13 protein-coding genes are annotated in these 11,513 nt (G+C 39.0%); 8 read left to right on the top strand and 5 right to left on the bottom strand.

Translation table 11 applies throughout. The annotated features are described in order from the left end of the window. The first annotated feature begins 463 nt into the window (after window positions 1-463). Genes aroQ through accC form a run of 3 tightly spaced genes read left to right on the top strand, consistent with a single transcriptional unit; the run spans window position 464 to window position 2,738 of the window. Window positions 464-919 (top strand): type II 3-dehydroquinate dehydratase, encoded by a 456-nt coding sequence (gene aroQ, locus B3D47_RS01780; RefSeq protein WP_286859630.1) that lies wholly within the window; start codon window positions 464-466, stop codon window positions 917-919. Between the two features lie 16 nt (window positions 920-935). Further along, the gene (accB, locus tag B3D47_RS01775; RefSeq protein ID WP_004809213.1) at window positions 936-1,352 is read left to right on the top strand and encodes an acetyl-CoA carboxylase biotin carboxyl carrier protein; all 417 of its coding nucleotides are present in this window, start codon (window positions 936-938) and stop codon (window positions 1,350-1,352) included. 21 nt (window positions 1,353-1,373) lie between these two features. Then, window positions 1,374-2,738 (top strand): acetyl-CoA carboxylase biotin carboxylase subunit, encoded by a 1,365-nt coding sequence (accC, locus tag B3D47_RS01770; protein WP_163166135.1) that lies wholly within the window; start codon window positions 1,374-1,376, stop codon window positions 2,736-2,738. Between the two features lie 64 nt (window positions 2,739-2,802). Here the strand turns inward: accC and B3D47_RS01765 are convergent, their stop codons facing one another. Then, window positions 2,803-3,228, bottom strand: a complete 426-nt coding sequence (locus B3D47_RS01765) for a hypothetical protein (protein WP_171056660.1) — start codon at window positions 3,226-3,228, stop codon at window positions 2,803-2,805. A gap of 329 nt (window positions 3,229-3,557) precedes the next feature. Here B3D47_RS01765 and B3D47_RS01760 point away from each other — a divergent pair, with 329 nt between their 5' ends. Continuing rightward, window positions 3,558-4,985 (top strand): sensor domain-containing diguanylate cyclase, encoded by a 1,428-nt coding sequence (locus B3D47_RS01760; protein WP_004894573.1) that lies wholly within the window; start codon window positions 3,558-3,560, stop codon window positions 4,983-4,985. A gap of 36 nt (window positions 4,986-5,021) precedes the next feature. Continuing rightward, window positions 5,022-6,512 (top strand): amidase, encoded by a 1,491-nt coding sequence (locus B3D47_RS01755; protein WP_286859629.1) that lies wholly within the window; start codon window positions 5,022-5,024, stop codon window positions 6,510-6,512. Between the two features lie 19 nt (window positions 6,513-6,531). On the opposite strand, the gene B3D47_RS01750 is transcribed toward B3D47_RS01755, so the two are convergent. The 3 genes from B3D47_RS01750 to B3D47_RS01740 all read right to left on the bottom strand — a co-directional run bounded on the left by B3D47_RS01750 (window position 6,532) and on the right by B3D47_RS01740 (window position 9,081). Beyond that, window positions 6,532-7,698, bottom strand: coding sequence for an MFS transporter (locus B3D47_RS01750; RefSeq protein WP_286859628.1), 1,167 nt, complete (start codon window positions 7,696-7,698; stop codon window positions 6,532-6,534). 351 nt (window positions 7,699-8,049) lie between these two features. After that, window positions 8,050-8,859 carry a BRO-N domain-containing protein gene (locus tag B3D47_RS01745; protein ID WP_286859626.1) on the bottom strand — a complete coding sequence of 270 codons (810 nt, stop codon included), beginning with the start codon at window positions 8,857-8,859 and terminating at the stop codon, window positions 8,050-8,052. Between the two features lie 63 nt (window positions 8,860-8,922). Continuing rightward, window positions 8,923-9,081, bottom strand: coding sequence for an Arc family DNA-binding protein (locus B3D47_RS01740; RefSeq protein WP_081405885.1), 159 nt, complete (start codon window positions 9,079-9,081; stop codon window positions 8,923-8,925). Window positions 9,082-9,229: 148 nt separating this feature from the next. On the opposite strand from B3D47_RS01740, the gene B3D47_RS01735 reads away from it, so the two are divergent. From B3D47_RS01735 to B3D47_RS01725, 3 genes are read left to right on the top strand one after another with little or no spacing between them, the layout of a single operon-like run. Beyond that, window positions 9,230-9,463, top strand: coding sequence for an Arc family DNA-binding protein (locus B3D47_RS01735; RefSeq protein WP_286859621.1), 234 nt, complete (start codon window positions 9,230-9,232; stop codon window positions 9,461-9,463). A gap of 5 nt (window positions 9,464-9,468) precedes the next feature. Then, window positions 9,469-10,356 carry an endonuclease/exonuclease/phosphatase family protein gene (locus tag B3D47_RS01730; RefSeq protein ID WP_286859618.1) on the top strand — a complete coding sequence of 296 codons (888 nt, stop codon included), beginning with the start codon at window positions 9,469-9,471 and terminating at the stop codon, window positions 10,354-10,356. A gap of 1 nt (window position 10,357) precedes the next feature. After that, the gene (locus B3D47_RS01725) at window positions 10,358-10,810 is read left to right on the top strand and encodes a hypothetical protein (RefSeq protein WP_286859615.1); all 453 of its coding nucleotides are present in this window, start codon (window positions 10,358-10,360) and stop codon (window positions 10,808-10,810) included. Here the strand turns inward: B3D47_RS01725 and B3D47_RS01720 are convergent. Continuing rightward, on the bottom strand, window positions 10,807-11,457 hold the full coding sequence (locus tag B3D47_RS01720) for a hypothetical protein (protein WP_286859612.1): 651 nt from the start codon (window positions 11,455-11,457) through the stop codon (window positions 10,807-10,809). The two genes, B3D47_RS01725 and B3D47_RS01720, sit on opposite strands and share 4 nt — an antisense overlap. Window positions 11,458-11,513: the final 56 nt, after the last annotated feature.

Raw genomic sequence — 11,513 nt, 5'->3', positions numbered from 1 at the left:
TTTAATTTAAAACAAATTAAATTCACTAACTTATTTAATAAAATCTTATATAATTAGAATTATTATATAAAAACCATTCATGGGCACTTTTTAAACAGACTTTTTTGTCACTAAAATTTAAGATGAATAAGCTTTAAACCTTAAATACTGCAAACATCTAGCAGGATCTGATCAAAAATAGTTGACTTCTTTATTGTCTGTCGGCAATGTTACATAAACATTATTAACTGTTTTAGCCAATTAGGCTTACAATGTAAAAATCCGACATAACTCCCATAAATGTCATTTTTTAACATTGCCAATTCCTTGCAAAGTTCTCATTATATAGCCCACTATCAGGCAGACAATTTCTACACCAATTCAGACAAAATTTTTATAAAATGTAGAATTTCATGCCATAATGAAGGAAGTTTGCTGACATCTTGCAAACTTCTTTTGAAACTTTTGAATTGGAGCAAGCTGAATGAGTTCGACCATTTTGGTCATTCATGGACCGAATCTTAATTTGCTGGGAAAGCGTGAACCAGAAGTATATGGTGACTTGACTCTTGATGACATCAATCAGCAGCTCAGCGCTCAGGCTAAAAATGCCACACTAGAATTAGACACTTTCCAAAGCAACTGGGAAGGTGCCATTGTCGACCGAATTCATCAAGCACAACAAGACGGCGTGCAATACATCATTATTAATCCTGCAGCTTTAACGCATACCTCTGTTGCAGTGCGTGATGCACTTCTTGGCGTTGCCATTCCATTTATTGAAGTCCATTTGTCTAACGTTCATGCACGTGAGGCATTTCGACATCATTCATATCTGTCCGATAAGGCGATCGGCGTGATCTGTGGTCTGGGTGCAAAAGGCTATGCCGCTGCCCTCGATTACATCATTGAAAAAATTCAATCTTCTAAGCAATCTTAATTAGGAATACTGTCTCATGGATATCCGTAAAATCAAGAAACTCATCGACCTGATGATTGAGTCTGACTTACAGGCGATCGAAGTTAAGGAAGGAGATCAATCCATTGCCCTGACTCGTCGCAATCCAGTGGTTGCAGCAGCTGTTCCTGCAATGCCTGCACCTGCAGCTGATGTACCTGCTGCGAAATCCCCACGTGGTGCTGTGGAAAAATCTCCGATGGTTGGTGTGTTCTATGCAGCACCAAGTCCAGGCGAAGCACCATTTGTGAAAGTGGGTCAAACTGTTTCTGCTGGTGAAACACTTGGTATTATTGAAGCCATGAAAATCATGAACCCGATTGAAGCAACTCAGAGCGGTGTGATTGAAGAAATTCTGGTGAAAAATGGTGAAGTGATTCAGTTCGGTCAGCCACTTTTCCGTTACCGCGCTTAATCACCTCGGGGATTCATAATAATGTTGCAAAAAGTTTTAATTGCAAACCGTGGTGAGATTGCCCTGCGCATCACCCGAGCTTGCAAAACTTTAGGAATTAAAACTGTCGGTGTCTATTCAGATGCTGACAAGGACTTGATGCATCTGCGTTTCTGCGATGAAGCAGTATGTATCGGCCCTGGCGCAAGCAGTGACAGTTACCTAAATATTCCAGCAATTATCACAGCAGCTGAGATTACCGGTGCGGATGCGATCCACCCAGGTTATGGCTTTCTGTCTGAAAATGCTGAATTTGCCGAAATTGTTGAAAGTTCTGGCTTTATCTTTATTGGCCCACGTCCTGAACATATTCGCCTGATGGGTAATAAGGTTTCTGCCATTATTGCCATGAAAAAAGCCGGCGTACCAACAGTACCAGGCTGTGACCATGCAGTAACCATCCACAATGCCCTTGCTGAAGCCAAAGAAATCGGCTTCCCGCTGATCGTAAAAGCTGCTGCGGGTGGTGGCGGACGTGGTATGCGTATCGTTGAACGCGTGGATACCCTGCTCGAGTCTGTACAAGCGGCACAACGTGATGCAGAAATGTGGTTCGGCGATGATACGGTTTATATGGAACGCTTCCTGCAAAAGCCACGTCATGTTGAAGTACAGATCTTGGGCGATGGTAATGGCCATGCGATCCATTTGTATGACCGTGACTGTTCTTTACAGCGCCGTCACCAGAAAGTACTAGAAGAAGCTCCTGCACCAAATCTGCCTGAACAGGCACGTGCTGACATTCTGGAAGCTTGCGTGAATGCATGTAAGTTAATGCAATACCGCGGTGCGGGTACATTTGAATTCCTGTTTGAAGACGGCGAATTCTTCTTTATTGAAATGAATACCCGTGTTCAGGTAGAACATCCTGTCACTGAAATGGTAACTGGTGTTGACATCATTGAACAACAGCTTCGTGTCGCAGCCGGTCTGGGTCTGGATATTCAGCAAGAAGATGTCGTTGTTAAAGGTCATGCGATTGAATGCCGTATTAATGCGGAAGATCCATCTACCTTTATGCCATCTCCAGGCATGATTGAGACTTTTTACACACCAGGTGGTGCAGGTATCCGTTTAGATTCGCATATCTACCCAGGTTATAGCATTCCACCGTATTATGACTCGATGATTGCCAAGCTGATTTCACATGGTAAAGATCGTGAAACAGCCATTGCCCGTATGAAGCAGGCGCTTGATGAAATGATTCTGACTGGCATCAAGACCAATATCCCGCTGCATAAAGATCTGATCCTTCAGGATGAGAACTTCTGTGAGCAGGCAATGGATATTCACTATCTCGAAAAACATCTGCTTAAACAACTTGAAGGTGCTGAAGAAAAGGCTTAATCCTCTTTCAGTATCCTTAATAAAAAACCGCTGATCATTCAGCGGTTTTTTATTATCTGTAACCTTAAGGAAGAATACGTCTTAAAGTTGCAAAACACTGCTCTGCCTTTTCAGTAGCACAGAAATTAATCGTATGTGGATTCTGCCATTTCACAAAATACTGTGAGACTTCACCGGACTGATCTTCTTGATTGCCAGAACAGTCTTTCTGGTTATTGTCATATTTCACCTGAAGAATTAAGGCCGGAACCTGAGCGGTGGTATCTTGCGGCAACTGATAGTCATAGATGCCTGATGACCATTCATCACCACTTTTAATAATCACATTGTTATCACTTTTAAAATTATAATATTCAACACACTTGCGGTTAGTCGGGATTTCCATTCCCCATAAGCCCATGATTTCAGGACGTGTTACGATACGGAAGGTATTGGCAACAGCTGAAGCTTGTGCTGCTGTTTGGGTATTTTTATTTATATCTGCAGCCATCGCCCAGGTGGTTAAGGTAAGCAGCATAAGGCTTAGACATGTTTTTTTCATATTAAAAATAGTATTCCTTGGATTGTCCCTAACTTAGCATATTTTTGACAGTGGGGAGTATGGCGAAAAATCATTTCATCTACTTAAATAAAAATATCAGCTAGATACATAATAGCCATTTCTTTTCCACATTATTTTGTTTATATTTTGTACTTATGCGATTTTAAGTATTGATTAAATTACAAACAATCAAAAACAAAAAGAAAGATCTCAAAGCTTATTTAACTAAAAAAACAGCATGTGATTTTTCATTGTAAATATACTAAGGTAGCTTCATTTTGCGATTTGCTGATTTTAAAGAAAAACAACTGGATCCGGATAGCTCTGCATATCTCATTATTGCGCTGTTAATTCTTATCTGTAGCTTTATTGGCATTGCAACGCGACCAACCGGCTATTTAGCATTTTTATGGCCAGCCAATGCAGCCCTACTCGCCTTCTTTTTACGCTTTCCACAGCTCAACAATAAAGGTGGCTGGCTAGGTGCGTTCAGTGCTTATATGTTTGCAGACCTGCTCACAGGTGACTTTTTTCTACAAAGCTTTTTTCTGACACTTTCAAATCTGTTAAGCACTATCGTTTCCCTATTCTGTATTCGCTATTTCAAAATTAATTATAAGTACTACAACAGCGGGTTTACCTTTATTCATCTGTTCGGTATCTGTGCCTTCGCAGGATGTCTTGCCAGCGCAGCATTTGCAGTGATTACTCTGGTGAATATCCCCGGTTCCTTTATCACTCCGGAAAACATGAAAATTGACTTTTTCCTGTGGTGGACTGGGGAAATGGTTAACTATATTATCATCCTGCCTTTGGTACTGGCATTCCCTACGGCCAAGCAAATTCGTTATTTTGCGAAAAATCGCAGGAAAAAATCTTATTCTTTCAGTTATTTTTTTCCGATGATCACTGTCGCGGTCTGTGTGGTCTTAACTCATATTTTTGCCGGGCCTGGCGCATTAATCTATCCTCTGGCCGCCTTAATCTGGGCAGCACTCACTTATCGTATTTTTACAATCTCGATTATTAATACACTGGTTCTGATCACCACTTATAGCAGCCTGACACAGATCTATCTGGCTGATCAAACCCTGGCAGATTCTACGACTTTTGTGTCCTTACGCATCGGCCTGTTTATGCTGGCACTGGCACCACTGATTCTGTGCATTATCAGCCAAAACCGGAATGAGCTGTATAAACATGTGCTTTATCTCGCCAATTATGACAGTTTAACCCGTACCATGAACCGCCATTACTTCTTTAAAGAAGGTGAAAGTTTACTGAAACAGTCTAGAAAATTGTCGTTCTCTCTTATTATGCTGGATATTGATTACTTTAAACGCTTAAATGATCAATACGGCCATCATGTTGGTGATGCAGTTTTACAGCAATTCTCTGAATTGGTGCGTACCAATCTGCGTAGCTGCGATCTGTTTGCCCGGATTGGTGGTGAAGAGTTTGTCGTCTTAATGTGGGATATAGAGCACGATGAAGCGCATTGGGTGGCTGAACGTATCCGTGAGCTGGTACAGCAAACACCAATTTATCTGGAACATGGCAAATCGGTGCATATCACGGTAAGTTTGGGTATTACCCATCAGGAAGCACCACAGCAGACCGAACTGCAGGATCTGATCAATATTGCAGATCAGGCGCTTTATCAGGCCAAGCATATGGGTCGTAATCAAGTCGTACTTGCATCTTAAAATTTTTAACTTTTATTTATTCAAACAGGGAATGTCATGAATTATCAGGAATATCTTAGCTATGATGGTCTGGGACTGGCCGAGCTGGTCGCAAAAAAAGAAATCCATGCTTCAGAGTTACTGAATATTGCTTTAGAACGCAGTAATCAGGTCAATCCTGAATTAAATGCCATCGTGATCCCGATGCATGATTATGCCTTAAAACGTACTGAGGCAAATTTATCAGGTCCTTTTGCAGGTGTGCCCTTCTTGGTTAAAGATCTGTTTCAGGAGTATGCCGGTTATCCGACTTCTTATGGCTGTACTGGTTTTAAACGTATTGGCTATATTCCGGATACCAATGCGGAAATTGTGAATCGCTGGGAAAAGTCCGGCATTGTAACTTTTGGCCGCACCAATACACCTGAATTTGGAATCAAAGGCATTACCGAGCCAGATGCCTGGGGTAGCTGTAAAAACCCTTGGAACTTAGCCCATAACAGTGGCGGTTCATCAGGTGGTTCTGCTTCTGCTGTTGCCGGGGGGATCGTGCCGATTGCGGGTGCGGGTGATGGCGGTGGTTCGATTCGAATTCCTGCTTCTTATTGCGGTCTGTTTGGTTTGAAACCAAGCCGGGGACGTACACCTTGGGGACCACAAATGAGTGAAGCCATGCATGGGGCAGCAATTCAGCACGTTCTGACCAAAACCGTTCGTGACAGCGCTGCGATGCTGGATGCTACGCATGGTGAAGATCATCATTCCATGTTCAAGATCGAACGGCCACATGCGCATTATCTAGAGATTATTCAGCAACCACCGAAAAAACTGAAAATTGCATTCAATACCAAATCTCCTATTGGCACCAAAATCTCCAAAGATGCAGTTCAGGCCATCGAACAGACAGTGAAAATTTTGGAATCATTAGGTCATGAGGTAATTGAAGATCATCCAGCGATTGACGGGATGCAATTGGCTAAGGATTTTATTACCACCTGGTTCAGTCAGTTCTCTTATATGCTTGAGGAAATCCGTAGGCAATATCCGTCTAAATCAACTGATTTTGAGCTGGATTCTCTGGTGTTATCTGCTTTTGGTGCCAAAACCACGGCGATTGAATATATCCAGAATCTGAACAACTGGGGTGTCTATGTTTCCCAGATGAATCATTTCTTTGAACGCTATGATTTATACCTGACACCAGCAACGGCGTCGGTGGCACCACGCAATGGTGAAGTAAAAACACCCGCTTGGCAAAAACCGATTATGAAAGCATTACTGGGTATGGGGAAGGCACATCTATTAGCTCAGGGTAAACTGATTGACCAGATCGTCAAGGAAAACCTGAAATGGGTGCCATTTACCCAGTTATCCAATATCACTGGCCTACCCGCCATGTCAGTACCACTATACTGGAACGAGCAGAATCTACCACTAGGATCTCAGTTTATCGCGCCGTTTGCTCGTGAAGATCTGTTATTACAACTGGCTACGCAACTAGAAGAAGCGCAACCATGGTTCGATCGTTATAAAGATATTCAGATCTAATAATTCAAGAATCATTATTTCAGGTGGACTTTGTGGGTTCCACCTGATTGGGTAAACCAGATAAAAATAGTAAACCCATTAGCGTAGCCGCGGCGGCATATATAAAGATAGTCGCACCGCCAAATTGGTCCCAATACTGACCAGCAAGAATACTGCCACTAGCGACGCCAATCCCCCACATGGTGCTATAGAGTGCTTGACCTCGCCCCTGCTGTCCTGCCGAGAAATTCTGGAAAATCACCCGCATCGCAATCATATGAAACAGGCCAAAACTAAAAGCATGAATACATTGTGCCATAAACTGCACTATAAATAACGAAGGCAGCAGACCTACAATCAGCCAACGCAATCCTGTTAGCAACAAACAGATTATTACCAGTGTTCGCCACGACCAGCGATTAAAAAATAAAGTCGCATAAGCAAACATGATGATTTCCGCAATCACACCAACCGACCATAGCAGTCCAATCTGACTGGTAGTATATCCATGCTGACTGAGAAAATTGCTATAGAAGCTATAAAATGGCGCATGGGAAAAAAGCATAATCAGCTCAATGATGAAAAAACTGTAAACCACTGGCCGTTTCAAGATTGGCCATAACGGTTCAAGCTGTTTTTGTGCAAATGGCGCCGTCGAAGGTTCCTTAATGCTAAAGGACCAGATAAAAGCAAGAAATGAAATACACAGTAATAATACTGGCAGCATACTGACCGGGATAATTTCAAATATTGCTCCAACAGCAAAAACACCAACAATAAAACCCACCGATCCCCATTTACGCACTTTGCCATATAGCTCGGCACGTTTTTCTCCGAGCCAGAAAAGCGTCACACCTTCAAATTGCGCCAGAATCGCATTTTGGAAAAAGCTAAAAATTAGCATCAGCAATGCCACAGACTGAAAGCTGTTTGGAACGATAAAAATCATAAACCAGATACAGGCTTCCATCCAAGTAGCAATGCGCACCAGCAGCATGCGTTTGCCAGATTTGTCAGCAATCCAGCCCCAAATGAGGGGTGCAAAAAAGCGAGTGACAATGGCAATTGAAGATAGAATCCCGATCTCTGAATAGCTGAAACCTTGATCTTCAAGATACAAACTCCAGAATGGCATGAATGCGCCTACAATGGCGTAATAACAGAAGTAAAAACCACCTAGTTTTGTTTGTATTGTCATTGGTTGCATTATCTTGCAATACCTTGCATATTCAATAATTTAAAATTATCCATAGTTGCATCATATTGCATACACTTTGCCTTAATTGCAGTTCAACAGTCTACAAATCAGTCTACAAAATTAATTTTTTGTAGATTTTTAAAAAATTGTAGACTGCTTACTTAAATTGCTGATTTATTGAGTAGAATTTTACCACAATGCCATGATGATAATTGACGATAGGTCTATTGAAATGAGAGGTAATAATAAGAATGAGGGACTGGATCTAGTTTTATATAGAACACACAATAAAGAATGAGGAAATATTTAAAGATTTTATAGATTGAAATAAAAAAACCGCCCTTTCAGGCGGTATTTTTGTTATTTCAGCAATCTGTATCGTTCATGCGGAAGTGTTTTCAGTTCAAACATATGATCATAGTCATAAGTTGGAAGGCTTATACCAAACTTTTTACATAGATCCGATATGGAATGATTCATAGAGAACATATTGTCATGCAACATATAAACCAGTTGCGGATTGAGCTTAGCTAATGTCGGACTATGGGTATTCCACCATGCTTGAAACAGGCGAGCATGACTACACAGCATTTCTATAGATTGATTTTCATCTATATGAACATCCCCTTTTGCTTTGATCTGCATCGTTTCCAGGTAATCCACTGCATCTTGGAAATGGATGGCCAACAGTTCGCTATAACGTGGGATACGAAAGTGCTGGTTGTGTCTACTCCAAAGTTCGGTGCGTTTCTTTACATTGCCTTCACAACGTCGATCAACAATTTCTTTGAGTATGGCTTGCTGCTCCGCGTTGATTTTCACTCGAGTATCAATTTGCTGCTGAAGGACTTCTTTTTCCAGTACGTCGAGTACCCATTTACGAAATTCTTTGGCGACTGGTGTGCGGGCAAAGAATGTGATGAGATGGCAGCCGCGTAAAGAGAACGCTCTAATTTGCTGTATACCACCATTCGTTTGTACTTCAACTAAACGCGTCATATCAGAAGTAAACTCATCTGACTTACGATTAAAAATTTTCGTTATAGCTGTTTCAGGGTTTGCATATCCTAAGGCTAACCCAATTTGGGTTGAGCCTATCCATACATGATGATCACTAGATGATAGTGGTATCAAGTTCACATCATTAAATGTTAATGCTAGACTATTCATGTCTTTTCTCCAAAGTTTAGACAGAAGCCCCTTGTCCGCCAAGATAGAGGGGCTTCATTGTTTTTAATTCGATTGTTTAATTAATGTCATTCGAAGTTCTTCTAATGACTTCACTAAAAAATTATTTAAAGAACGACCATCTTTTTTAGCCTGTTCTTCTAAAAATTTTTTTAACTCTTCTGGCATTCTCAAATTATATTGAGGATTTTTATGTTTACTCATACCTACTCTCTATAATACCCACTTGCTACAAAAAACATTTAATACCCATCGGCTACCATTGTCAATACCCACTTGCTACCTATAAAGTATGCGACAAAGTATAAGACTATGCTTTTAAGCATAATTTATTGATAAATTGGAATATGTAATGAGTAGTGGTCATTTAAATGCACAATATAATTTAAGACTTCCTGATGAGCTTAAACAGAAAATTGCAGAATCTGCTAAAGAGCTGAATCGCTCTATGAATGCGGATATTGTTGCGAGATTGGAAGAGAGCTTTGAGCAGAAGTTTGGGGATGTAGAAAGTGTGCCAACTGAAGAGCTAATGAAAGAGTTAGCGAAGCGATTAGATGGGTTTAGTGTGGTAGCAAATAAATAATAATTATGGAAAATTTTGAATTATCAATCATTTGGTGGAATACTAGTCTTTCTCCTCCCGTTTCTTCAAAAAGAGATAAATCTAGTGATGAGAAGCGGGCTTTAATTGCATCGGTAATTCAAAAATTTATGGAAAATGATTATGAATTTATCTGTTTGGGTGAAGTTGGGCCAGAAGATATAGATTTTTTTGAAAAAACTATCTTTCCACAAGATTTAGGATATTTTTGTGCAAAAGGTATAGATAGCGTAGGGCGTACTTTTTTTGATACTTGCATCTACTATAAGAAGGCTCATCATTTAATTAGAAATAATAATAGTGACGTTCAAAATTTTACAATGTCTTCAGCTACTAGAACTTTTAAATATGGTCAAAAGTACAAATTTACTTTGTCAAATAAGGAACAAATTACAATTTATCTTTCACATTGGCCAAGTAGATTAAACGATGTATCTTTGCAAGTAACTTCAATTGCTGAGCGCTTAAGAGTTAATATTGAAGATGAATTAAAAGAGATAAAAAACATTATTCTTGTTGGTGACTATAATGTTGAACCATACGATCCAGCAGTTGTTCATCAATTGCAGAGTTCTAGAGAGAAAACTCTTGTCTCAAAAAAACCGAATGTTTTTTATAATCCCTGTTGGAAATTTCTTTTTCAATCACTTCAATTGAAATCTCTGAATACACATGGAACATACTTTTACGCTAATGGTCAATTCCATAACTGGCATGTTATTGATCAAATTATGTTTTCTAGTAATTTCTTAAGTGATGAATGGGATTTTCAAGATAAGTATATAAATATTGTTAATCTTACCAATTTAGATGATACTAAGAAATCTCTTCTATCGGATCATCACCCGCTAAGTGCTGTAATCTTAAGGAAATAATATGATCAACTTCACAGACTCACTTAAATTAGGTATGCAGACTGCCTTAGATAGAGAAAGAAACTTTCAAGAAATTCATGATATATTCCTTACCCTTAAAGAACAAATACTTGAATTTTCCAATAACTTAGTAAAATTAGAATTGATCTTTCAAGTAGTCCCTGAAGATGACACTACTATTGCGGATTACTTTGAAAATCTTACAAATTTATATGATGATAAAAATCTTTACCTAACTGATGTGAATAATACTCAAAACTTCGAGTGGCTTAGTTTTATTAATTTTTCTTCAAATGGTTACCCTTGCACCATAATTATTGATGGAAACAATTTTGATTCCATTGATAAAATTAGCCTAGAGGAAAATATAAAGAAGTTACTATCAGCTCCTAGTACGGGACAGAAACTGTTTCAGTTAATAAAGTCAGCTAAAGAAAATAAAAAAGCACTTTAGGGTGCTTTTTTTAGATTCTGCCATAACTTACTTTCCATTTGCTCTACATCCTTAAGCTCAATAAATTTGTATCTATAGTTTCTACTGGCTAAAGTATCTTTATCCACTAAAACCAACGTATTCGCTACTTTCTCAACTAAATACCACTCAGTAGAATCACCTTTAAGCACTATTTTATTTGATGCCTCTTTTGGGAATTCATAGTTTTTACTCATGCCATTCACAGCTGGCGCAACGACCAACGCCATAAAAATACATACGGACTTAACTACTAAACTTTTTGTTATATTGAAAAAAATTAGTATATTTAAAAACAATAATTTCAAAACTAAATCAAAAAATGTCATATCAAATATAGGCAGATAATGAGTACCTACACAAATTAAATTAACTATTAAAATCAGTTTCCAAGATACTCGTTCTATGACATCCAACTTCATTATCGAATAGCCATATAATGAAACTAGTGCAAACAATATTGATGAATATGAGCTTAATGCTAATTCTGTATATGAAAAGGAGCTAATCAAAAACTGTAAATCAAATAATAATAAGTAACCTACTTTATAGAAAATCCCAATAATCAAAGGAATAATAGTTATTACAGGAATATAAGTTAAAAAATCATTAATTTGGAATTTATTCATTTTATCATTAATCTATAGTGTAAATAATATGCTTACGCTCATACCAAACTAGAAAA

The sequence above is a fragment of the Acinetobacter sp. UBA3461 genome (assembly GCF_002381195.1).
Lineage (GTDB): Bacteria > Pseudomonadota > Gammaproteobacteria > Pseudomonadales > Moraxellaceae > Acinetobacter > Acinetobacter schindleri.
This window is presented reverse-complemented; position numbering and strand designations above follow the sequence as displayed.